The sequence below is a fragment of the Pseudomonas sp. C1C7 genome (genome assembly GCF_013359595.1).
In the GTDB taxonomy this organism is placed as follows: domain Bacteria; phylum Pseudomonadota; class Gammaproteobacteria; order Pseudomonadales; family Pseudomonadaceae; genus Aquipseudomonas.
In genome coordinates, this window is sequence record NZ_JABFMP010000047.1 from 1 (window position 1) to 21328 (window position 21328).

At 61.6% G+C, this 21328-nt stretch carries 21 protein-coding genes; 14 read left to right on the forward strand and 7 right to left on the reverse strand.

The genetic code is table 11. The annotated features are described in order from the left end of the window. Positions 1 to 159: 159 nt before the first annotated feature. Entirely contained in the window at positions 160 to 675 is a 516-nt protein-coding gene (locus tag HNO86_RS26675; RefSeq protein ID WP_175379918.1) for an Hcp family type VI secretion system effector, read from the reverse strand. A 454-nt stretch (positions 676 to 1129) separates the two neighbouring features. Here HNO86_RS26675 and HNO86_RS26680 point away from each other — a divergent pair, with 454 nt between their 5' ends. Next, positions 1130 to 1807, forward strand: coding sequence for a DUF1028 domain-containing protein (locus tag HNO86_RS26680; RefSeq protein ID WP_175379919.1), 678 nt, complete (start codon positions 1130 to 1132; stop codon positions 1805 to 1807). Beyond that, positions 1800 to 2978: an acetylornithine deacetylase gene (gene argE / locus HNO86_RS26685; protein WP_175379920.1), complete on the forward strand. Its 1179-nt coding sequence runs from the start codon at positions 1800 to 1802 to the stop codon at positions 2976 to 2978. The genes HNO86_RS26680 and argE overlap by 8 nt, the downstream gene beginning before the upstream one ends. 77 nt (positions 2979 to 3055) lie before the next feature. Here argE and HNO86_RS26690 read toward each other — a convergent pair whose 3' ends face one another. Beyond that, entirely contained in the window at positions 3056 to 3991 is a 936-nt protein-coding gene (locus HNO86_RS26690) for a LysR substrate-binding domain-containing protein (protein ID WP_175379921.1), read from the reverse strand. A 204-nt stretch (positions 3992 to 4195) separates the two neighbouring features. On the opposite strand from HNO86_RS26690, the gene HNO86_RS26695 reads away from it, so the two are divergent. The 4 genes from HNO86_RS26695 to HNO86_RS26710 all read left to right on the forward strand — a co-directional run bounded on the left by HNO86_RS26695 (position 4196) and on the right by HNO86_RS26710 (position 8858). After that, entirely contained in the window at positions 4196 to 5686 is a 1491-nt protein-coding gene (locus HNO86_RS26695; RefSeq protein ID WP_175379922.1) for an aldehyde dehydrogenase family protein, read from the forward strand. Positions 5687 to 5837: 151 nt separating this feature from the next. Beyond that, the gene (locus tag HNO86_RS26700; RefSeq protein WP_175379923.1) at positions 5838 to 6887 is read left to right on the forward strand and encodes an ABC transporter substrate-binding protein; all 1050 of its coding nucleotides are present in this window, start codon (positions 5838 to 5840) and stop codon (positions 6885 to 6887) included. 243 nt (positions 6888 to 7130) lie between these two features. Further along, on the forward strand, positions 7131 to 8396 hold the full coding sequence (locus HNO86_RS26705) for an NAD(P)/FAD-dependent oxidoreductase (protein ID WP_175379924.1): 1266 nt from the start codon (positions 7131 to 7133) through the stop codon (positions 8394 to 8396). 36 nt (positions 8397 to 8432) lie between these two features. Further along, a complete protein-coding gene (locus HNO86_RS26710) occupies positions 8433 to 8858 on the forward strand; it encodes a RidA family protein (RefSeq protein WP_175379925.1) in 426 nt (141 codons plus the stop codon). A gap of 150 nt (positions 8859 to 9008) precedes the next feature. Here HNO86_RS26710 and HNO86_RS26715 read toward each other — a convergent pair whose 3' ends face one another. Both HNO86_RS26715 and HNO86_RS26720 read right to left on the reverse strand, forming a co-directional pair. Next, positions 9009 to 10088 (reverse strand): endonuclease/exonuclease/phosphatase family protein, encoded by a 1080-nt coding sequence (locus HNO86_RS26715; protein WP_175379926.1) that lies wholly within the window; start codon positions 10086 to 10088, stop codon positions 9009 to 9011. Between the two features lie 96 nt (positions 10089 to 10184). After that, positions 10185 to 10859, reverse strand: coding sequence for a YciC family protein (locus tag HNO86_RS26720; RefSeq protein ID WP_175379927.1), 675 nt, complete (start codon positions 10857 to 10859; stop codon positions 10185 to 10187). Between the two features lie 178 nt (positions 10860 to 11037). Here HNO86_RS26720 and HNO86_RS26725 point away from each other — a divergent pair, with 178 nt between their 5' ends. The 3 genes from HNO86_RS26725 (at position 11038) to HNO86_RS26735 (ending at position 13061) form a co-directional block, all read left to right on the forward strand. Then, the gene (locus tag HNO86_RS26725) at positions 11038 to 11820 is read left to right on the forward strand and encodes a DUF2076 domain-containing protein (protein ID WP_175379928.1); all 783 of its coding nucleotides are present in this window, start codon (positions 11038 to 11040) and stop codon (positions 11818 to 11820) included. Between the two features lie 128 nt (positions 11821 to 11948). After that, complete coding sequence (locus tag HNO86_RS26730) at positions 11949 to 12428, forward strand: NYN domain-containing protein (RefSeq protein WP_096514962.1); 480 nt, start codon at positions 11949 to 11951, stop codon at positions 12426 to 12428. Between the two features lie 21 nt (positions 12429 to 12449). Further along, a complete protein-coding gene (locus tag HNO86_RS26735; protein ID WP_175379929.1) occupies positions 12450 to 13061 on the forward strand; it encodes a PolC-type DNA polymerase III in 612 nt (203 codons plus the stop codon). A gap of 577 nt (positions 13062 to 13638) precedes the next feature. On the opposite strand, the gene HNO86_RS26740 is transcribed toward HNO86_RS26735, so the two are convergent. After that, entirely contained in the window at positions 13639 to 14094 is a 456-nt protein-coding gene (locus HNO86_RS26740; protein ID WP_175379930.1) for an Lrp/AsnC family transcriptional regulator, read from the reverse strand. A gap of 164 nt (positions 14095 to 14258) precedes the next feature. On the opposite strand from HNO86_RS26740, the gene yedA reads away from it, so the two are divergent. Next, positions 14259 to 15200: a drug/metabolite exporter YedA gene (yedA, locus tag HNO86_RS26745; RefSeq protein ID WP_175379931.1), complete on the forward strand. Its 942-nt coding sequence runs from the start codon at positions 14259 to 14261 to the stop codon at positions 15198 to 15200. A gap of 66 nt (positions 15201 to 15266) precedes the next feature. Further along, the gene (locus HNO86_RS26750) at positions 15267 to 16604 is read left to right on the forward strand and encodes a DEAD/DEAH box helicase (RefSeq protein ID WP_175379932.1); all 1338 of its coding nucleotides are present in this window, start codon (positions 15267 to 15269) and stop codon (positions 16602 to 16604) included. 71 nt (positions 16605 to 16675) lie between these two features. Here HNO86_RS26750 and HNO86_RS26755 read toward each other — a convergent pair whose 3' ends face one another. Beyond that, positions 16676 to 17923 carry a TIGR03862 family flavoprotein gene (locus tag HNO86_RS26755; RefSeq protein ID WP_175379959.1) on the reverse strand — a complete coding sequence of 416 codons (1248 nt, stop codon included), beginning with the start codon at positions 17921 to 17923 and terminating at the stop codon, positions 16676 to 16678. 192 nt (positions 17924 to 18115) lie between these two features. Beyond that, entirely contained in the window at positions 18116 to 19036 is a 921-nt protein-coding gene (locus HNO86_RS26760; protein WP_175379933.1) for a histone deacetylase, read from the reverse strand. Between the two features lie 92 nt (positions 19037 to 19128). Between HNO86_RS26760 and HNO86_RS26765 the strand changes: the two genes are divergently transcribed. From HNO86_RS26765 to HNO86_RS26775, 3 genes are all read left to right on the forward strand, one after another. Continuing rightward, entirely contained in the window at positions 19129 to 19698 is a 570-nt protein-coding gene (locus tag HNO86_RS26765) for a GNAT family N-acetyltransferase (protein WP_175379934.1), read from the forward strand. A gap of 105 nt (positions 19699 to 19803) precedes the next feature. Further along, entirely contained in the window at positions 19804 to 20673 is an 870-nt protein-coding gene (gene tesB, locus HNO86_RS26770; protein ID WP_175379935.1) for an acyl-CoA thioesterase II, read from the forward strand. Next, positions 20670 to 21263: an HAD family hydrolase gene (locus HNO86_RS26775; protein WP_175379936.1), complete on the forward strand. Its 594-nt coding sequence runs from the start codon at positions 20670 to 20672 to the stop codon at positions 21261 to 21263. Before tesB ends, HNO86_RS26775 begins: the two co-directional genes overlap by 4 nt. The last annotated feature ends 65 nt before the right edge of the window (positions 21264 to 21328 follow it).

The following is a 21328-nucleotide window of genomic DNA, read 5'->3' on the forward strand; positions in this document are numbered from 1 at the left end:
GATGGTCAGGGCGAATTGGGGTTGATTGGCGGGTGCGAACATTCCGTGTTCCTCGAGTTTTGCAACGTGCGCCGATTACCTGAAAGGCCTCGACGTACGCCAAATGTTCGGAGGCATCGACCTGCAAGACGCGTCGATGCCTGTAACGTTCAGCTGCGGTTAAACGACGGGTGAGCGCCAGTCATCGGAACCGGAAGTGCCGGAGACTTCGTGGGTCCAGGTGATTTTGCGGTAGGTGAAATGCACCTCTTCCAGGTGTGTGTAGTGCAGGTTTTCCGGGTCCTGGCAGTTGTGCATCTTGTTGTTGATGGCAACGATGATCGCGTCTTCCAGTTTGGTGGTGTAGTAGTGCTCCTGGGTGCCTTGTGCGGAGGTGCGGAACCACTGGATCTCGATTTCCGTCATGCGCTCGCCGGACGTCAAGGCGGCTTGCAGCAGCGGCGAAGCCTTGTCGAAGACCTTGGTGACCACAGCGGGTTTGTGAATGCGCTGACCGGTTGGCTGACCGGATTGCGGGTCACGCGGGATGATCACGTCGTGGGTGAACGCCTGAACCATGACCTGGTCTTCGTGACCTTCCTGGTAGGAATTGCCAACGGAATCGGCGGTGAACGCGCCGGCAGTGATCAGGCCTTGTTTTTCGCCGGTAATGGACATGTATGCGGGTGTAGCCATGGGGGGTGCTCCTTGCTGAAATTTCAGGGGTTCCCAGAGGGCAAAATCGCCCGATGGGTGCCTGAGTCCTAGTCAAGGAACGTGCCAGAAATATTGAGGGCCAATAAAATCGGGTAGATTAAGTGTTTTTAGCCGATTTTTGAAACATTTAGACGCCAAATGACCCCAAAAAGTGCGCAAGAAGTTGCGCAGTAATGTGCAACTTCTTGCGCACTCCTCTGTAAGCCTCGAAAAGCAAAGCGTGCAGAAAGGTGTCCACAGCTTTATCCACATTTTTTTGCGCAACTTCTTGCGCAGTTGGGCCCTGACGCATCATCCGATTTCAGGGGCGAAATCATGGCAATCACCTGCCCAGTTTTTTCCTCATCAATAGCCACAAAAAACCTGCTTTCTCCCTTACCTGTGCATGAACAGAATACAAATTCCCACGCACAGGAAACGACAGGAGTAAGTCATGACGTTCTCGATTATCGGACGTTGCCCCGAGACCGGGCAGCTCGGCATTGCCATCAGTTCTTCAAGCATTGCGGTGGGCGCGCGTTGTCCCTGGGCGCGGGCAGGGGTCGGAGCGGTGTCTACGCAGAACATCACGCTGCCGGCGCTGGGGCCGCAGATTCTCGATCTGCTGGAGCACCAGCATCTGGAGGCTGAGGCGGCGCTGGACAAGGCCCTGAGTGCCAACGGCTGGAGCCAGTATCGGCAAGTCACGGTGATCGATGCGTCCGGGCGGATTGCCTGTTTCAGTGGCAAGGAGTCGCTGGGCGTGCACAACGCCGTGAAGGGCGAGCAGTGTGTGGCGGCGGGCAATCTGCTCAGCGATGTGCGGGTGATCGAGGCCATGGTCGCGGCGTTCGAGGCCGAGCCAGGGCAGTTGGCCGATCGGCTGCTGGCGGCGATGCAGGCTGCCATGGCCGCCGGTGGCGAGGCGGGGCCGGTGCATTCCGCAGCGCTCAAAGTGGTGGGCGATTACACCTGGCCGATCATCGACTTGCGGGTCGACTGGGCCGAGGAAGATCCCATCGGTCAGCTCGCGGGTCTCTGGCAGGCCTACCGGCCGCAAATGCAGGACTACCTGACCCGCGCGCTCAACCCGACAGCGGCCCCGAGCTACGGAGTGCCGGGGGATGAGTGAGGTCTCCAGCCGCGACCTGTTGGAGCGCCTGGTCGGCTTTGCCACCGTCAGCCGCGACTCCAACCTGGAACTGATTCGCTACATCCAGGATTACCTGGCCGGGCACGGCGTGCAGAGCGAGCTGTTCTACAACGACGAAGGCACCAAGGCCAATCTGTTCGCCAGCATTGGCCCGCAGACCTCCGGTGGTGTGGTGCTTTCGGGCCACACCGATGTGGTGCCGGTCGACGGGCAGGCCTGGACGGTGGAGCCGTTTCGCCTGAGCGAAAACAATGGGCGTCTCTACGGGCGCGGCACGGCGGACATGAAAGGCTTCATCGCCTCGGTGCTCGCGGCGGTTCCGCTCTTTGTGCAGCGCCCGCTTCGGGTCCCCGTGCATCTGGCGTTTTCCTACGATGAAGAAGTGGGTTGCCTGGGTGTCAGGCCGATGCTCGAAGAGCTGCAGAAGCGTCCGCACAAACCTGCACTCTGCCTGATCGGCGAACCCACCGAGCTCAAACCCGTGCTCGGTCACAAGGGCAAACTGGCGATGCGCTGCGAAGTGCGCGGCGCCGCCTGCCATTCGGCCTATGCGCCTTATGGGGTGAATGCGATCGAATACGCCGCGAAGCTGATCGGTCGGCTGGGCAGCATCGGCGAGCAACTGGCGCATCCTGATCACCATGATCCGCGTTTCGATCCGCCGTATTCCACGGTGCAAACGGGGGTGATCAAAGGCGGCAGGGCATTGAACATCGTGCCGGCTGAATGCGAGTTCGATTTCGAGGTCAGGGCGCTGCCGAACTTCGATGCCCAGCAGGTGGCCAGCCAGTTGCAGGCATATGCCGAGCAGGAGCTGTTGCCGAAGATGCGGGCGGTGCAGGCGGATACGGACATCAGGTTGCGGCCGCTGAGCGCCTATCCCGGTTTGGCCACGCCGCCGGAGAGTGAGGCGGCGCGGTTGCTGGCGATCCTTAGCCAGTCTTCGGATTTCGGCACCGTGGCTTTTGGTACCGAGGGCGGGCTGTTCGAGCAGGCCGGGATTCCGACGGTGGTGTGCGGGCCGGGCAGCATGGATCAGGGGCACAAGCCTGACGAGTTCGTCTCGGTGGAGCAGTTGCGCGGGTGCGATGCGATGCTGGGGCGGTTGGCGGATTATCTGAGCTCAGACACAAACATCGCCCCCTTGTAGGAGCTGTCGAGTGAAACGAGGCTGCGATCTTTTGATTTTGAAGAGCAAGATCAAAAGATCGCAGCCTGCGGCAGCTCCTACAGGGGATTGGATTGGTTCTGCCCGGCCACCTTCTGACTCAACTGCTCCCGGCAAAAATCCACGAACAATTGCGCAGGCTTGGTCAGTTGACTGCGCTTGAGGCGCGCGGCCGCGAGGCCCGAGGCGGTCACCGGTTCCTTGATATCCACCGACACCACCTTCTTCCCATCATAAGTACATTCCGAATGCGGCCGGGTCACCAGGATCGAGAAGCCGAAGCCCTGGCCGACCATGCCGCGCACCATCTCGATCGACGGCGAGCTGAACACGATGTTCGGCGTCAGATCCAGTTCGTGGAACAGGCTGACGAAGTAGGTCCGGCTCGGTTGCACATCGAGCAGGATCATCGGCTCGCCACACAGATCCCTCAGCGAAATGGCCTGCTGGTCGGCAAAGCGATGCCCCTCAGGGAGTAGGATGTAAGGCTTCTGCGGTGGCATCAGCGGGGTGGTCTGGATGGTGCTGTCCAGTCCGTGATCGTAGAGGAAGGCGACGTCGAAGGTGCCGGCAGTCAAGCCTTGCACCAGGTCCTGCTGCTCGCCGTCGCGGATGCGGATATCGACGCCCGGATACAGCTTGCGAAAGTCGGCAATCAATTGCGGCAGGTACAGCGGGGCGACCGTCTCGAAGCAGCCGATGTCGATCTGTCCGGACACCGTATCGTTGTCCGCCAGCGCATTCTGCTCGAACTCCCGAGCCATGCGCAGCAGCTCCTGCGCTTTGTGGTAGAAGCGTGTGCCGGTGGGCGTCAGGGATACGCCCTGGGCATGGTGGCGGATGAACAACTGGACGTTGAACGACTCTTCCAGGCTCTTGATCGCCGTCGATACCGAAGGCTGCGCGATGTAGAGCTGCCTCGACGCCTCCGCCACGCTGCCGGCTTCCACCGTGGTGACGAAGTACTTGAGTTGCCGCAAGGTATAGGAAGCCACACGCACCTCTTTGTTTTTCGCTGACGCAAGAATGCCTGGCTGAACCTTACCTCATGGCGGGGCCGGGCTGGCCAAACCCTTGCCAAGTTTTTTCTTATGTCCCGAGCATATTTTTAATAATTTTCCGATTCGCACGGCTGACGCACTATCTGTCCAATCAGATAACAACCCCGACCATCCAAATGGTCGTAAAGGGAGCGTAGCGTGTTCGACCTCGACTACTGGCAGCAGAGAGCTGCCCGGCAAACCTTCTCCGATAAAGCCTTGATCGATGGCCGGCAGATCTCTGCCGCTTCAGGCGCGACATTCGATTCGATCAACCCGGCCACCAACCAGTTGCTGGCCCGCGTTGCAGCCTGTGGCGAAGTCGAAGTGGATATGGCCGTTCGCAGTGCGCGCCGTGCCTTCAACGAAGGCCCTTGGGCGCGGATGGCACCGGTGGAGCGCAAGCGCGTGTTGCTGCGCCTGTCCGAGCTGATGCTGGCCCATCGCGAAGAGCTGGCCCTGCTCGATTCCCTCGACATGGGCAAACCGGTGATGGATGCCTACAACATCGACGTGCCGGGCGCTGCCCATGTGTTCGGCTGGTACGGCGAGGCGCTGGACAAGCTCTACGATCAGGTCGCACCCACCGCGCCATCGGCGTTGGCGACCATCACCCGTGAACCCTTGGGCGTCATCGCTGCCGTCGTGCCGTGGAACTTCCCGTTGGACATGGCGGCCTGGAAGCTCGCACCGGCATTGGCCGCCGGCAACAGCGTGGTACTCAAGCCCGCCGAGCAATCGCCGTTCTCGGCCCTGCGTCTGGCGGAGCTGGCGCTGGAAGCCGGCTTGCCGGCCGGCGTGCTGAACGTGGTGCCGGGTCTGGGTGAGTCCGCCGGCAAGGCGCTGGGCCTGCATCCCGATGTCGATTGCCTGGTGTTCACCGGCTCGACCCAGGTGGGCAAGTACTTCATGCAGTATTCCGCGCAGTCGAACCTCAAGCAGGTCTGGCTGGAATGCGGCGGCAAGAGCCCGAGCCTGGTGTTCGACGACTGCCGTGATCTGGATCTGGCGGCGGAGAAAGCCGCGTTCGGCATCTTCTTCAACCAGGGCGAAGTCTGCTCGGCCAACTCGCGTCTGTATGTGCAGCGTTCGATCAAAGACGAGTTCATCGAGCGGCTCATGGAGAAAGCCAAAGCCTGGATGCCGGGCGATCCGTTGAACCCGGCAAGCCGCGCCGGTGCCATCGTCGATGCCAGCCAGGCCGCGCGGGTGATGAGCTTTATCGAACGTGCCGGGCAGGACGGCGCGCGTCTGGTCACCGGTGGCCGGCGCTTGAGCTTCAACGGCTCCGACAACTTCATCGAGCCGACCATTTTTGCCGACGTCGCCCAGGACGCGTATCTGTCCCGCGAAGAGGTCTTCGGGCCGGTGCTGGCAATTTCCACCTTCGACAGCGAAGAGCAGGCGGTGCAACTGGCCAACGACAGCATCTATGGCCTGGCGGCCTCGGTCTGGAGCGACGATCTGAATCGCGCGCACCGCGTGTCCCGCGCCCTGAAGGCGGGCACCGTGTCGGTCAATACCGTCGACGCCCTGGACGTCACCGTGCCGTTCGGTGGCGGCAAGCAGTCGGGGTTCGGTCGCGACCTGTCGCTGCACTCTTTCGATAAATACACCCATTTGAAAACCACCTGGTTTCAATTGCGTTGAATTGCACTTGACTAATTAACCGCGCACTCACTGTGTGCGGTTTCAAGAATAAAAAAGATGTCCCGACGCGGAGAGTCAATCGCGTACTTGCGGCCGCGTGGTCGTGACTGCCTCAGTAACCAATCACAATTAAAAAGTGAGGGAGCTTTATATGTTCAAGTCTTCGAGCGTTACAGCGGTTGCTGGTATTTCAGCACTCCTTGCATTCACGGCACCGGTCATCGCTCATTCCGAGAGCCTGACGGTGATTTCCTTCGGCGGTGCCACCAAGGCGGCGCAGGAAGGGGCTTACTTCAAACCCTTTGAAAGCAGCGGCGCCGGCAAGGTGGTGGTGGGCGAGTACAGCGGTGAGCTGTCCAAGGTCAAGGCCATGGTCGATGTCGGCCAGGTCAGCTGGGATGTCGTCGAGGTGGAAAGCCCCGAGCTGGTGCGCGGCTGCGAGGAGGGTCTGTTCGAACGGATCGACCCGGCCCTGATCGGTGATGCCGGCAACTACCTGCCGGGTGCGGTCAGCGAATGCGGCGTGGCCAGTTATGTGTGGTCGATGGTGCTGGCCTACAACGCGGGCAAGGTGGGCGCGGCGCCGACGTCCTGGGCGGACATGTGGAACCTGCAGCAGTTTCCGGGCAAGCGCGGTCTGCGCAAGGGCGCCAAGTACACCCTGGAAGTGGCGCTGCTTGCCGATGGTGTGAAGCAGCAAGACCTCTACAAGGTGCTCAACACCAAGGAAGGCGTGGACCGGGCGTTCAAGAAGCTCGATCAGATCAAGCCTTCGATCCAGTGGTGGGAGGCCGGCGCACAACCGCCACAATGGCTGGCCGCCGGCGATGTGGTGATGTCCGCCGCCTACAACGGACGCATCGCGGTGGCGCAGAAGGAAGGCTCGAAACTGGCGATCTCGTGGAACGGTCACCTCTACGATCCGGATCACTGGGCCATCGTCAAAGGCAGCCCGAACAAGACGCTGGCGCAGAAGTTCATCGTGTTCGCCAGCCAGGCCAGCGGGCAGAAAACCTTCTCCACCCAGATCCCGTACGGGCCGATCCGCAAGGACGTGCTGGAGCAGTTGCCGGCCGACACCCTGGCGCAACTGCCCACCGCCCAGGCCAATCTGGCCGAAGGGCAACTGGTGGACGCGACTTTCTGGGTCGATCACGGCGAAGAACTTGAGGAACGTTTCAACGCCTGGGCCGCACGTTAAGCGCTGCTGTTTTTAGATAACTAACGGGCTCGCGTCTTTTGAAACGAGCCCGTTAGTTGTTTTTAGTGCCAATAGTTTCCCGCAGAAAACGACAAAGCTTTTTTCTGGCTAATAACGACAAAAATCATAATTTCGTTATTCGCGCACTCTGAACACAATACAAACACCCCGCAAATAAAGTTTAAGCGCGGAACTTGATTATCAAACTGTCGCGACACCGTCGCCTCTTTGAAGGACACAAGCATGACAACTAACAAGATTGAAATCGATACGCTTGTTGTCGGGGCCGGCCAGGCTGGCGTCGCCATGAGCGAACACTTGACCAAGCTTGGGGTTCCGCACCTGGTGCTGGAGCGTAACCGCATCGCCGAAGCCTGGCGCACCGGTCGCTGGGATTCGCTGGTGGCCAACGGTCCGGTCTGGCACGACCGCTTCCCGGGCCTGGCCTTCGAAGGGCTGGAACCGGACGAGTTCGCCTCCAAGGAGCAGGTGGCGGCCTATTTCGAAGCCTATGCCGAGAAGTTCGAAGCGCCGATTCGTACCGGTGTCGAAGTGAAGAAAGTGGTGCGCAACGCTGATCGTCCGGGGTTCACCATCGAAACCTCCGAGGGTGTGATCGAGGCCAATCGCGTGGTGGCGGCGACCGGTCCGTTCCAGCGTCCGGTGATTCCGCCGATTGCCCCGAAAGACAGCCCGATCACGCAGATTCACTCGGCCCAATACTTCAACCCTCAGCAACTGCCCGAAGGTGGCGTGCTGGTGGTGGGCGCCGGTTCTTCCGGTGTGCAGATCGCCGATGAATTGCAGCGCTCGGGCAAGCAGGTCTACCTGTCGGTCGGCCAGCATGACCGTCCGCCTCGCGCCTATCGCAACCGCGATTTCTGCTGGTGGCTGGGGGTGCTGGGGCTGTGGGATGCCGAAGTCATGCAGCCTGGCCGTGAGCACGTGACCATTGCGGTCAGCGGCGCCAGGGGCGGGCAGACCGTGGACTTCCGCGAGCTTGCCCAGCAAGGCGTGCAGCTGGTGGGCCTGACCCAATCCTTCAATGATGGCGTGGTGACCTTCCAGCAGGACCTGGCCCGCAACATCGCTGCCGGTGACGAGAACTACCTGTCGCTGCTGGATGCGGCAGACGCCTACATCGCGCGCAATGGCCTGGACCTGCCGGAAGAGCCTGAAGCGCGCCGAACCCTGCCGGACCCGGACTGCATCACTAACCCGATCCTGGAGCTGGATCTGGCCGAAGCGGGCATCACTTCGATCATCTGGGCCACCGGTTATGCCGTTGATTACAACTGGCTGCAAGTCGACGCTTTTGACGACAAAGGCAAGCCTCGTCACCAGCGCGGCGTATCGAGCGAGCCGGGGGTTTATTTCGTCGGGCTGCCGTGGCTGTCGCGTCGCGGGTCGAGCTTCATCTGGGGCGTCTGGCACGACGCCAAGCACGTCGCCGGCCACATTGCCACCCAGCGCCAGTACCTGCAGTACCGCGATCCGTCGCAGCGCTGAGTCATTTTTCATACATTCATTTTCAGGACATTTTCGATGCCAACTCACACACGAATTCGCATGTTCAACACCAAGGACACCTATCCGAACCAGTCCCTGGACAACGACCTTTGCCAGGCGGTACGGGCGGGTAACACGGTGTATGTCCGCGGCCAGATCGGCACCGATTTCGAGGGCAATCTGGTGGGTCTGGGCGACCCGGCGGCCCAGGCCGAACAGGCGATGAAGAACGTCAAACAGTTGCTGGAAGAGGCGGGGAGCGATCTTTCGCACATCGTCAAAACCACCACTTACATCATCGACCCGCGCTACCGCGAGCCGGTTTATCAGGTGGTGGGCAAGTGGCTCAAGGGCGTGTTCCCGATCTCCACGGGGCTGGTGATTTCCGGGCTGGGGCAGCCGCAGTGGTTGATGGAGATCGATGTGATTGCGGTGATTCCGGATGATTGGAAAGCGGATTAATCGCCGCTTGTTGATGCAACACTAAACCCTGTGGGCTTGCTCGCGAAGAGGCCGGCACATTCAATATCGATGTTGCCTGACACGCCGCCTTCGCGAGCAAGTCGAATCGTCGCACCGCCGCTCCCACAGGTTATGTGGTCTGTCTCAGGTTCAGGGGGTTGCCGGCAGCAGGAACCGGGCAATCACCGGCAAGTGATCGGAGATACGCAACGTATCATCCTGCCGCACCGTCGCCTCGACCCGCTTGATCCGCGGACTGTAGAACAGGTAATCGACAGTACGGTCCGGGCCATTCAGGCCGGGATCATTGGGATACTGAGTCAACCAGCGAGCACGGTCGATACCGCTGGCTTCGTTGTTGGTGGGGATCATCGGGTACTTGTCCCACAGCACATGCAGGGCGCTGTCGGCGGAGTAGGGCGTGCGCTGTTCGCTGGGCAGGCGCTGGTACTGCCCGAGCGGCAACAGATTGAAATCCCCACCGATCAGCCACGGCGTGCCGCGGCTTTCAAACTTGTCGAGCACCTTGGCCACAGCGGTCACCTGCGCCTGCAAGGTCTCGTCCGGTTGCGTCACACGGTCCAGGTGAGTGTTGAGCACGGCCATCTGGCCGCCATCGTTCAGGGGCAGATAAGCCGCCAGCAAGGCATTTTTCGGCTTGAACTGACGACTGATCAAGTTGGCCTTCGCCACCGGCAATTGCAGGCGCTGGGCGTGATCGATCTGAAAGCGGCTCAGGGTCGCCAGCTGCCGGCCGACACTGCCGAAGATGTGCGGATCGGGGACAAAATCGGCTTTCCAGTCGTAGGCGGCGACACTGCACGGGTACAGGTCGGCGACCCGTTCGTGCAGCAGTTTGAGCTGGTTCTGGTAATCGCTGGCCTTGGCGCCATCGTCCAGTTCCTGCAACAGCACCACGTCCGGCTGCTCGTCACGAATCACCCGCGCCACTTCGTCGAGGCTGAAGGCCATGTCTTCGGGGGTGGGCGATTCGTCGGTGCCGTGGGCCAGGTCATTCCAGAACACGTAGCGCTTGCCCGCCAGGTACTGGACGTTCCAGGTCATGACCTTCAGCGCCTGACCGGACGCCAGGGTCGGTGCCCGGGTGCTGCAACTGACCGGCAGCACTTCCCGGGCGTCGGGGCGCCAGGTGAGGCTGTAGATCGACAGGCCGATCAGCACAATCGCAATCAACAATGCCAGCAAGGTGTAGCGCAGCAGTCGGGTCATGGCTCGGCTTAACGCGTTACGAAAGTTGGTCCCGAGGATACCCGAGCCACAGGTTCAATCCCAATAGGCGCCGTGCTACAAGGTTGCGTGCCACGCTCAGCGTGGCCCTTCGATTTTTTCCGGCACCTCGCCGATCAGCATGAACAGGCGGAACAGCACCACGCTGGTGAACAGTTGCAGGAAACTGTGGGCGCTGTCGATCAGCAGCGAAATCACCGGGTTCTGCGGTTCGGGATAGACCGCCATCGTCGCGCCCTTGAGCAGCCACAAGGGCCCCATCACGCACAGGATGCACACCAGGATGCGGATGAAATGACCGCGGGTCAGGCGCAGGCTTTCTTTCATCGCCGCCAGTGGCGACAGGCCTCGCAGCACCAGCAGGTATTCGCCGAAGGCCAGGGCGACCATCAGCCAGATGCCCGGCAGGAAATACAGCGACAGGCCCAGCAGAATCAGCAGGGTATTGAGAGCGGTCAGCAGGGCGAAGCGCGGCCACAGGTAGGCGGACCGGGACAGCAACTCACGGTTGCTCGGCGATTCGCCCCGGCTGCGGGCGTCGAGAAACAGGATCAGCGCGGCGGTGTACAGCGGATACACCAGCAGGCCCACGATCACGCTGATGCCGGGGATCGTGTCTGGCTCGGTGGAGTGGTCGACCACCTGTTGCAGCAAGGCTTCGATGATGACAAGCGGCAGGCACAGCTGGACGATCTGGCCCAGATTGCGCTTGAAGAAATACAGAGAGTCACGCAGTACGTCGAACGGGTTCATCAGTCGGCATCGTCGGTATAAAACAGTCACTCACTGTAACCGATGATGTACCGCCTGAAGCAAACGTAAACATTCGGTAAAGGTCATTGAAACATCCGGCATCAACCTCCATTAGGGATGAGCACCTTATCCACAATGGGTAAGGGCGACGATTTTCCCGGCAATCTACGAGGTCGCCATGAACAACGAAGAACAAACCCTGATCGATGGACTGTTTTCCCGGCTGCAACAGGCCGAAACGGACGCAGCCCCGCGCGATGCCCAGGCTGAGGCGCGGATCAAGGAACACCTGAACCGCCAGCCGGCGGCAGGTTATTTCATGACCCAGGCGATTCTGGTGCAGGAGGCGGCCATCAAGCGCCTCGATGAACAGAACAAACAGCAGGCCCAGCAGATCCAGCAGTTGCAGGCCGATCTTCAGCAGGCCAGGGCGCAGACAGCGGCGCCGGCTCCGAGCAGCGGTGGTTTCCTGTCGAGCATTTTTGGTGGCGGATCCCGCGATCCACAGCCTGCGCCGAGCCAGAGCGCACCGATGTCCGGCGGTGGCGGCTGGCGCGAGCCGGGGCGCTCTTCGTTCAATTCGCAGCCGCCGCAGCAGAACTTCGGTGCGCCGCAGCAAAACTATCCACAGCAAGGTTATGCACCTGCGCAACAGGCTCCGGCGGCCGGCAGCAGTTTCCTGGGTGGCGCTCTGAAAACTGCGGCGGGCGTGGCAGGTGGCGTGATGCTGGCCCAAGGCATCAGCAGTCTGTTCAACCACAATCAGCAACCGCAGGAAATCGTCGAAGTCATCAAGGAAGAGCCGGCCCAGGTCAGCGACCAGGGCAACAATGATTGGGGCGATGATCAGCGCATGGCCAACAACGATTCCTGGGGCCAGGACTCGGGTGGTTTCACCGATGCCGACTACAACGATGACAGCTCATCGTTCTTTGGCGGCGACGACGACTCCTACGTCTGATGCACCATTCGTCCGGAGCGCTGCGGCGCTTCGGGCCGATTATTCGCGGAATTCGCCTTCGCACTGGCATACTGGGCGCCTTTTCGGGCCTGGTGCCTGACCAGCCTGTGCTCTTTTGAAGGTGTCCGGTGAAAAAAATCGCAGTGTTCGCCGATGTCCAGAACCTCTATTACACCGTGCGTCAGGCCTACGGTTGTCACTTCAATTACGCCGCCTTGTGGGCTGAAATCAGCAAACAGGGGCAGATCGTCGAGGCCTACGCCTACGCCATCGATCGCGGCGACAGCAAACAGCAGCAGTTCCAGCAGATCCTGCGCAACCTGGGCTTCACGGTGAAGCTCAAGCCCTACATCCAGCGCAGCGATGGCTCGGCCAAGGGCGACTGGGACGTGGGCATCACCCTGGACATCATGGACGCGGCCGATCACGTCGACGAAGTGGTGCTGGCCTCCGGCGACGGGGATTTCGACATGCTGCTCGAGCGCATCATCAGCAAGCACGGCGTGCAGGCGGTGGCCTATGGCGTGCCGGGCCTGACCGCCAACTCGCTGATCCGCGCCGCCAGCCGCTACGTGCCGATCGAAGGCGCGTTGCTGCTCAAGAATTGATTTATACGGAGTTGTAAAAGGTTGGAACGCATCGCAGTCATCGACTTTGAAACCACCGGGATCTCCCCTAGCAGCAGCTGCCGCGCCACGGAAATCGCCGTGGTCATCCTCGAACAGGGGCGCATCGTCGATCGTTATCAGAGCCTGATGAACGCCGGCGTGCGTGTGCCGGCCTTCATCGAGCAGCTCACCGGCATCAGCAACGCCATGCTGCGCACCGCACCATCGGCCGAACAGGTGATGAACGAGGTTAACGAATTCGTCGGCATCACGCCGTTGCTGGCGCATAACGCCGCGTTCGACCAGAAGTTCTGGGATTTCGAACTGGGCCGCATCAAACGCACTCGTCTGCAGAACTTCGCCTGCTCACTGCTGCTGGCCCGCCGCCTGATGCCGGCGGCGCCGAACCACAAACTCGGCACCCTCACCACCTTCGCCAACCTGCCCCACACCGGCAAGGCCCACCGCGCCATGGCCGACGCCGAAATGGCGGCCAACCTGATGGCGCATCTGGCGGATGAGTTGCGGGAGAAGCATGGGGTAAGGGAGTTGTCCCATGAGTTGCTGTGCAAGTTGCAGAAGGTGCCGGCGGCGAAGATCAATGAGCATCTGAAGCGCCATCGCGGCATCTGAAAACATCCTGGTTTACGTCCATCCCTGTAGGAGCTGTGTGTTTAACGGCCATGTGAGATCGGCGATTCGTCCTGCGAAACGTTGGGAATCGTCCGTCTTGTCCGGCTTCTGTGGCATCTCTAACCTTTGGGACGTCGCTGCCAAATCAGCGACCAGGTCTGCAAGCCTGCCGATAGTTTGTTAAGCACCTACCAGCGCTCCTATAATCGCGTCGCTTTATCAAGCGTCCATCGATTTATGGTGGCTGTGTGTGGGAGACCTTCGGGTCTGCCGAGGTTGCCTAACGACTCGGTCTTGCAGCCCATGCACAGCTGCCACCCACCACCTGCAAGTGATGCTGGTAGCTCCCACTGTCGTTAGGAAGTTCACCATGATCAAACATTCTCCAAATCCCCTGAACACACCGCTGGGTTCGCCTGCGGGACATGCCGGGGCTGTTGTCGGCGAGTTTTAGCGGGGCTTGATTCCGTGTAGGAGCGAGGCTTGCCCGCGAAGGCGTCGGTACAGTCAGCGTTGATGTCGAATGTACCGGCCTCTTCGCGGGCAAGCCTCGCTCCTGCAAGGGTTTGGGGTGTTTTCAGGGTTTGCCGTTGTTTTCGATATGCCCCAATGGCACGCGCTTTTCGATTGCGCTGGACAGGACGATCGAGGTTTTGCTGAAGCCGAAGGTGGCGATTCGGTTGATCAGGTCTTCGAGTTCCGGCATCGAGCCGACCGCCGCCTGCATGATCACGCAGGGGTCGCCGGTGACCCGGTGGCATTCGGTCAGTTGCGGGATTTTGATCAGGTCGTCGTAGGCTTTCTGGTTGCCGTGCTGGTTCAGGCGCAGTTCGATGACGCACTGGATCGGCAGGCCCAGCTTGGCCATGTCGACTTTGGCCTGGTAGCCGGTGATCACGCCGCTGGCTTCGAGCTTGGCCACCCGTTCGGCGACGGCCGGGGCGGACAGGTTGACCTTGCGCGCGAGGTCCGCGTAGGACGCGCGGCCGTTTTCCAGCAGGGCGCTGAGCAGCATGCGATCGTATTTGTCCATCACGGTGACTCCTGAAAATGGCCGACTTTCGAAATCACGGTTTAATGCCATCAACTCCGTGTTTTGAAAAGTGTACTGGCGCATTAAACAAGTTTTGTAACTTATTTTTCGCCAACAGCCTTTTTAGAATAGCGGTTCACCTGTCCTGCCTGTGAGCTGCCCCCATGCCCGGCCTTCGTCGCTTTCCCTTGCCCTTGATCGCTGCCTTTTTCGCCTTGTACGTGATCTGGGGTTCGACTTATCTGGTGATCCGCATCGGCGTTGAATCCTGGCCGCCGTTGCTGTTGGCCGGCATTCGTTTTGTGATCGCGGGCACGCTGATGTACGGCTTCCTGCGCTGGCGCGGGGCTCCGGCGCCGACCTGGGCGCAGTGGAAAGCGGCGGGGATCATCGGCGTGTTGTTGCTGGCGGGCGGCAATGGCGGGGTCAGCGTGGCCGAGCACATGGGCGTGGCCTCCGGGGTGGCGGCGCTGGCGGTGGCGACGGTGCCGCTGTTCACCTTGCTGTTCGGTTATTTCTGGGGCTCGCGCAATACCCGCCTTGAATGGGCCGGGATTGTGCTGGGGCTGATCGGCATTGCCATGCTCAACCTCGGCTCCAACCTGCAGTCGAGCCCGTTGGGCGCAACCTTGTTGATCCTGGCGGCGGCCAGTTGGGCGTTCGGTTCGGTCTGGAGCAAGCATCTGCCGTTGCCCCAGGGCGCCATGGCTAGCGCCGTGGAAATGCTGGTCGGTGGCGTGGTGTTGCTGATCGGCAGCGCGGTCAGTGGCGAGCATCTGGAGAAGGTGCCGCCCATCGAGGGCTGGATCGCCCTGGCGTACCTGACAATCTTCGGTTCGATCATCGCCTTCAACGCCTACATGTACCTGTTGAAACACGTGCGCCCGGCGGCGGCTACCAGCTATGCCTACGTCAACCCGGCGGTGGCGGTGTTGCTGGGGATCGTGTTTGTCGGCGAGACCATCGGTATCGCAGAAGCATTGGCGATGCTGGTGATCATCAGCGCCGTGGTGCTGATCGGCCTGCCGCAGTGGCGCCGCCCGGTTGTACCACCGGTGGCGAAGGTCGTGCCGACGGCGGTGCCGACAGAATCCCGCGTGAATTAGGGTAAACTGCGCGGCATTGCAAACTCGTTTCCGCACAACCGCGCTGAATTTTCCTACGGTACTTCCATGACTTTCGCCACCCTTGGCCTGATCGATCCCTTGCTGCGCTCTCTCGAGAAGCTCGGCTACCAGACCCCGACGCCGGTTCAGGCACAGGCCATTCCGGCAGTGCTGGCCGGTCGCGACCTGATGGCCGCCGCCCAGACCGGCACCGGCAAGACCGCCGGTTTCGCCTTGCCGCTCCTGCAATTGCTGGCCATGGAAGGGCCGAAAGTCGCCGCCAACTCGGTGCGCGCACTGATTCTGGTGCCGACCCGCGAACTGGCCGAGCAGGTTCACGAAGCCGTGCGCCAGTACGCCGAGAACCTGCCGCTGCGCACCTACGCGGTGTACGGCGGCGTCAGCATCAACCCGCAAATGATGAAGCTGCGCGGCGGCGTCGACCTGCTGGTCGCGACCCCGGGCCGCTTGCTGGACCTGTTCCGCCAGAACGCGCTGAAATTCAATCAGCTGCAAACCCTGGTGCTGGACGAAGCCGACCGCATGCTCGACCTGGGCTTCTCCGAAGAACTGGCGAACATCTACCGGGCACTGCCGAAAAAGCGCCAGACGCTGCTGTTCTCCGCCACCTTCTCCGATGACATTCGCCTGCTGGCCGGGCAGATGCTCAACGACCCGCTGAGCATCGAAGTCAGCCCGCGCAACGTGGCGGCCAATACCGTCAAGCAGTGGATCGTGACGGTGGACAAGAAGCGCAAGCCGGAACTGTTCGTGCACCTGATGCGCAAGGGCAAGTGGAAGCAGGTGCTGGTGTTCGCCAAGACCCGTAACGGCGTGGATGCACTGGTGGAAAAACTCCAGGGTCTGGGCGTCAATGCCGACGGCATCCACGGCGACAAGCCGCAAGCGACACGTCAGCGTGCGCTGGACCGTTTCAAGATCGGCGAAGTGCAGATCCTGGTCGCCACCGACGTTGCGGCCCGTGGCCTGGATATCGAGGACCTGCCGCTGGTGGTCAACTTCGACCTGCCGATCGTGGCCGAGGACTATATCCACCGCATTGGCCGCACCGGCCGCGCGGGTTCGACCGGCGAAGCGATTTCCCTGGTGTGCGCCGATGAAGTGAATCTGCTGTCGGCCATCGAAATGCTGACCCGTCAGACCTTGAAGCGGCAGAACGAGCCGGAGTTCGAGCCGGAGCACCGGGTGCCGGAAACCGACGCCAGCGGTCAGGTGATCAAGAAGCCGAAAAAACCGAAGAAGCCGAAGGTTTCCGGTGGTGGCGGCAAGCGCAATCTGGGCAAGTGGGTGGACAGTGGGGATGCCGCGCCGGCGGAGCCTGCGGTGAAGCCTGTGCGCAAGGTGCCGGTGTTCAATACGGGGCCGCGTAAGCGCAAGCCCTAAAGGCAGCTTCAAGCTTCAAGCTTAAAGCTGCAAGCGGCAAGTTAAAACGGCGCCGTCTTGCAGCTTGCAGCTTAAAGCTTGCCGCTGCTCCTGAGCCACTCCACCATCCCCAACCCCGCCGCCCGCCCACTGGCGAAGCACGCGGTCAGCAGATAGCCCCCGGTCGGCGCCTCCCAGTCGATCATTTCCCCCGCGCAGAACACCCCAGGCACCTGCTTGAGCATCAGGCGCTCGTCCATCGACTCGAACAACACACCGCCAGCGCTACTGATGGCTTCGTCCAGTGGCCGGGTTTTGACCAAGGTCAGGGGCAGGGCCTTGATCGCTTGGGCCAGCGACGCCAGGTCGGCGAAGGTGTCGGCAGAGGTCAGTTCGCGCAATAGCGCGGCCTTCACGCCGTCGATGCTGAGCTGGCTGTGCAGGTGCTTGGACATCGAGCGAGAGCCACGGGGCTTGCTCAGGGCGGCGAGGATTTTATCCACAGGTCGGCCGGGCAGCAGGTCGATATGCACGGTGGCGCTGCCCTGTTGATTGATCGCCTCGCGGATCGGTGCCGACAGTGCATAGATCAGGCTGCCTTCGATGCCGGTGGCGGTGATCACGCATTCGCCGAGGCGTGGCACGTCGTCGTTGAGGCCGATGGCGACGTTTTTCAGCGGGGCGCCGGCGAATTTGCTGACCAGCAATTCGCTCCATGCCTGCACCTCGAAGCCGCAATTGCTCGGCTGCAGGGGCGCCAGTCCTACGCCGCGCTTCTCCAGTTCCAGCATCCAGGCGCCATCGGAACCCAGGCGCGCCCAGCTGCCGCCGCCGACGGCGAGCAGGGTGGCGTCGGCCTGTACGGTTTTTTCGCCGTCGGGGTTGTGGATAAGCAAGTTGCCTTGTGTGTCCCAGCCCAGCCAGCGATGGCGGGTGTGGATAACTACGCCGCTGTCGCGCAGGCGCTTTAGCCAGGCGCGCAGCAGGGGTGCGGCTTTCATGTCGGTGGGGAATACCCGGCCGGAGCTGCCGACAAAGGTTTCGATGCCCAGGTCGTGAATCCACTGGCACAAAGCGTCCGCGCCGAAGCCGCGCAGCAGCGGCGCAATCTGCGGGGCGCGCTCGGCGTAGCGGGAGAGGAAGGCGGGGTAGGCTTCGGAGTGGGTGATGTTCATGCCGCCGACGCCGGCCAGCAGGAACTTGCGGCCTACCGAGGGCATGCCGTCGTAAAGGTCGACCTGGATGCCGGCCTGGCTCAACACTTCGGCCGCCATCAGACCGGCGGGGCCGCCGCCGATGATGGCGACTCGGGAAGAGGAGGGTGTTGAAGGCTGGGTCATGGCGTGCGCTGCGGTCTGGCGGGATAGGCCGGGCATTCTAGCAGCCACAAAACCCTGTGGGAGGTGAGTTTGAAAGGGGTGATCAAAAAGTGATCAGTAGTCTGTAGGCCATAGGCGGCAAGGCCTGCAGTCCCTTTCACTCAGGTTATCCACAGGCGGCTCCACAGCCATTGTGGGTAAAGCATCCACAACTCAGTGACAGCCTGATGACGCCCAGACCCGCTGTGCGCTGTGATGCAGGATGCCGTGGCGGCGGGCCAGGGCCTTGCGGTCTTTGCTGTAGCCGCCGCCGATGACCCCGACCACCGGGATATCGCGGCCCAGGCAATGGCGCATGACGCTTTCATCCCGGGCGGCAACGCCCTGGTCGGTGAGTTTCAGGTAACCCAGGGCGTCGTCCTTGTGCACATCCACGCCGGCGTCGTACAGCACCAGGTCGGGCTGGTAGAGCGGCAGCAGGTAGTTGAGCGCGTCGTCCACCACCTTCAGGTAATCGGCATCGCCCATGCCATTGGGCAGCGGAATGTCCCAGTCGCTTTCGGCCTTGCGTGCAGGAAAATTCTTTTCGCAATGCAGGGAAACGGTGATCGCTTCCGGGGTGTCGTGCAGGATGCGTGCGGTGCCGTCGCCCTGATGCACGTCGCAGTCGAAGATCAGCACGCGGTTGACCCGGCCGCTTTGCAGCAGGAAATGGCTGATCACCGCCAGGTCATTGAAGATGCAGAAGCCAGCCGGATGGTCGTAATGCGCGTGGTGGGTGCCGCCGGCCAGATGGCAGGCCAGGCCATGTTCCAGTGCCTGCTCGGCCGCCAGCAGCGAACCGCCGACCGCCCGCACGGTGCGCCGGGCCAGGGCCTCGCTCCAGGGCAGGCCGAGGCGCCGTTGATCCTCGCGGGACAACTCGCCACCCATGTAGCGTTCGATGTACGAAGGGTCATGGGCGAGGGCGAGAATCTCCGGCGGGCACAATTGCGGGCGCAGCAGGTCGGCGTCGCGGGTCAGCCCGCTTTCCACCAGGTGATCGCGCAGCAGGCGAAACTTGTCCATGGGGAAGCGGTGATCCGCCGGAAACTCCGGGCTGTAGTCTTCGTGGTAAATCAACGGCAGGGGCATGGCTGAAATGTCTGACATTAAGGCAGGTAGGAACGAGTGAAGGATCCTACCAGCGTTGTAGACTGGCGACATGGAAATGGGGGAACGGACCGATGGAACCGATACTGCAATTGGAAAGCGCGCGACTGCTGATGCGTCAGTGGCGTGATGAAGATTTGCCGGATTTTGCCGCGATGTGCGCCGACCCGCAGGTCATGCGCTATTTTCCCGCGCCCCTGAGCCGTCTGGAGAGCGCGTCGATGATCGGTCGGGTGCGCGGTCATTTTGCCGAGCACGGTTTTGGCCTCTGGGCGCTGGAACGCAAGGACACCGGCCAGTTCATCGGCTTTACCGGGCTGGGCATGGTCGGCTTCGACGCACCGTTCACCCCAGCCATCGAGATCGGCTGGCGCCTGGCGCGCCAGCATTGGGGCCTGGGTTATGCCAGTGAAGCGGCGTGGACCGCTCTGCGCTGCGGGTTTGATCGTTTGGTGGTGGATGAAATCGTCTCCTTCACCGCCGACAGCAACCTGCCTTCGCAGAAAGTCATGCAGGCCATCGGCATGCACCACGACCCGCTCGACGACTTCGAGCACCCCAAACTCGACGCGGGTCATCCTCTACGCCATCACGTGCTCTATCGCATCAATCGTGAGCAATGGCTGCAAACCTTGCATGGATAACCTGACACGGACGTTTACAATGGCCCCTTGTTGGCCCGGGCCAGAATTTGAATCGACCGACGCAGCCAGAACTGCGCGGCGTTGTGTTGAGTGAGGAGAGTCTGAATGAGCCATGTGTTGGAAGATCTGGTGGACCTGCTGACCCTGGAACCGATCGAGGAAAACCTGTTCCGTGGCCGCAGCCAGGACCTGGGGTTTCGTCAGTTGTTCGGTGGCCAGGTACTCGGCCAGTCGCTGTCGGCGGCCAGTCAGACCGTTGAAGAAGCCCGCCATGTGCATTCGATGCATGGTTACTTCCTGCGTCCGGGCGATGCCGGGTTGCCGGTGGTGTATCAGGTTGAACGGGTCCGCGATGGCGGCAGTTTCAGCACCCGCCGGGTGACGGCGATCCAGAAGGGCCATCAGATTTTCACCTGCAGCGCCTCGTTCCAGTACGACGAGAAGGGCTTCGAGCACCAGTCGCAGATGCCTGAAGTGGTCGGCCCGGAAAACCTGCCGTCGGAGCTGGAGATCACCCAGCAGCGCGCGCACCTGATCCCGGAGAAGATGCGCGAAAAGCTGCTCTGCCCCAAGCCCATCGAGTTTCGCCCGATCACCGAAAAAGACCCCTACAACCCGCAGCCGTCGGATCCGATCAAGTACGTCTGGTTCCGTGCCGACGGTGCGTTGGCCGACACCCCGGCGCTGCACAAATACCTGCTGGCCTATGCCTCGGACTTCGGTCTGCTGACCACGTCGATGCAGCCTCACGGCAAGTCGGTCTGGCACAAGGACATGCAGGTCGCCAGCCTCGACCACGCGCTGTGGTTCCACCAGGACCTGCGCGCCGATGACTGGCTGCTGTACGCCATGGACAGTCCATGGGCCGGCAATTCCCGCGGCTTTTCCCGTGGCAGCGTGTTCAACCGCGCCGGGCAACTGGTGGCCTCGGTTACCCAGGAAGGCTTGATTCGTCACCGTAAGGATTGGGCATGAGCCTGGCCGACGTACGCCACTGGGTGTTCGACATGGACGGCACCCTGACGGTCGCGGTGCATGACTTCGCGGCGATTCGCGTGGCCCTGTCGATTCCGCCTGAAGACGACATTCTCACGCATCTGGCAGCGCTGCCGGCCGAGGAGGCCGCGGCCAAGCATGCCTGGCTGCTGGAACACGAGCGCGACCTGGCGCTGGGCTCGAAGCCGGCGGTCGGCGCTGTCGAACTGGTGCGGGAGCTGGCCGGACGCGGTTATCGGCTGGGCATCCTCACGCGCAATGCTCGCGAACTGGCCCATGTCACGCTGGAGGCCATTGGCCTGGCTGACTGCTTCGCGGTGGAGGATGTGCTCGGTCGCGATGAAGCACCGCCCAAGCCGCACCCGGGCGGTTTGCTGAAGCTGGCAGAGGCCTGGAATGTGCCGGCGAGCGAGATGGTGATGGTGGGCGATTACCGTTTCGACCTGGATTGCGGTCGCGCGGCGGGGGCGCGGACGGTGCTGGTGAATCTGCCGGATAATCCGTGGCCTGAGTTGACGGATTGGCATGCGGTGGATTGTGTTGAGTTGCGGCGGATGCTGTTGGCTTGAGTTTGTTGGTGTCTGATTAACCGTCTTCGCGAGCAAGTCGAAGAGGCCCTTCCTGACGCTACAAA

What these genes read in the sequence shown, in the direction of transcription:
- HNO86_RS26700 (WP_175379923.1), top strand. Translation starts at nt 5,838, where the DNA reads ATGTTCAAGTCTTCGAGCGTTACAGCGGTTGCTGGTATTTCAGCACTC.
- HNO86_RS26715 (WP_175379926.1), bottom strand. Translation starts at nt 10,088, where the DNA reads ATGACCCGACTGCTGCGCTACACCTTGCTGGCATTGTTGATTGCGATT.
- HNO86_RS26680 (WP_175379919.1), top strand. Translation starts at nt 1,130, where the DNA reads ATGACGTTCTCGATTATCGGACGTTGCCCCGAGACCGGGCAGCTCGGC.
- HNO86_RS26740 (WP_175379930.1), bottom strand. Translation starts at nt 14,094, where the DNA reads ATGGACAAATACGATCGCATGCTGCTCAGCGCCCTGCTGGAAAACGGC.
- yedA (WP_175379931.1), top strand. Translation starts at nt 14,259, where the DNA reads ATGCCCGGCCTTCGTCGCTTTCCCTTGCCCTTGATCGCTGCCTTTTTC.
- HNO86_RS26720 (WP_175379927.1), bottom strand. Translation starts at nt 10,859, where the DNA reads ATGAACCCGTTCGACGTACTGCGTGACTCTCTGTATTTCTTCAAGCGC.
- HNO86_RS26755 (WP_175379959.1), bottom strand. Translation starts at nt 17,923, where the DNA reads ATGACCCAGCCTTCAACACCCTCCTCTTCCCGAGTCGCCATCATCGGC.
- argE (WP_175379920.1), top strand. Translation starts at nt 1,800, where the DNA reads ATGAGTGAGGTCTCCAGCCGCGACCTGTTGGAGCGCCTGGTCGGCTTT.
- HNO86_RS26725 (WP_175379928.1), top strand. Translation starts at nt 11,038, where the DNA reads ATGAACAACGAAGAACAAACCCTGATCGATGGACTGTTTTCCCGGCTG.
- tesB (WP_175379935.1), top strand. Translation starts at nt 19,804, where the DNA reads ATGAGCCATGTGTTGGAAGATCTGGTGGACCTGCTGACCCTGGAACCG.
- HNO86_RS26710 (WP_175379925.1), top strand. Translation starts at nt 8,433, where the DNA reads ATGCCAACTCACACACGAATTCGCATGTTCAACACCAAGGACACCTAT.
- HNO86_RS26765 (WP_175379934.1), top strand. Translation starts at nt 19,129, where the DNA reads ATGGAACCGATACTGCAATTGGAAAGCGCGCGACTGCTGATGCGTCAG.
- HNO86_RS26750 (WP_175379932.1), top strand. Translation starts at nt 15,267, where the DNA reads ATGACTTTCGCCACCCTTGGCCTGATCGATCCCTTGCTGCGCTCTCTC.
- HNO86_RS26775 (WP_175379936.1), top strand. Translation starts at nt 20,670, where the DNA reads ATGAGCCTGGCCGACGTACGCCACTGGGTGTTCGACATGGACGGCACC.
- HNO86_RS26675 (WP_175379918.1), bottom strand. Translation starts at nt 675, where the DNA reads ATGGCTACACCCGCATACATGTCCATTACCGGCGAAAAACAAGGCCTG.
- HNO86_RS26760 (WP_175379933.1), bottom strand. Translation starts at nt 19,036, where the DNA reads ATGCCCCTGCCGTTGATTTACCACGAAGACTACAGCCCGGAGTTTCCG.
- HNO86_RS26705 (WP_175379924.1), top strand. Translation starts at nt 7,131, where the DNA reads ATGACAACTAACAAGATTGAAATCGATACGCTTGTTGTCGGGGCCGGC.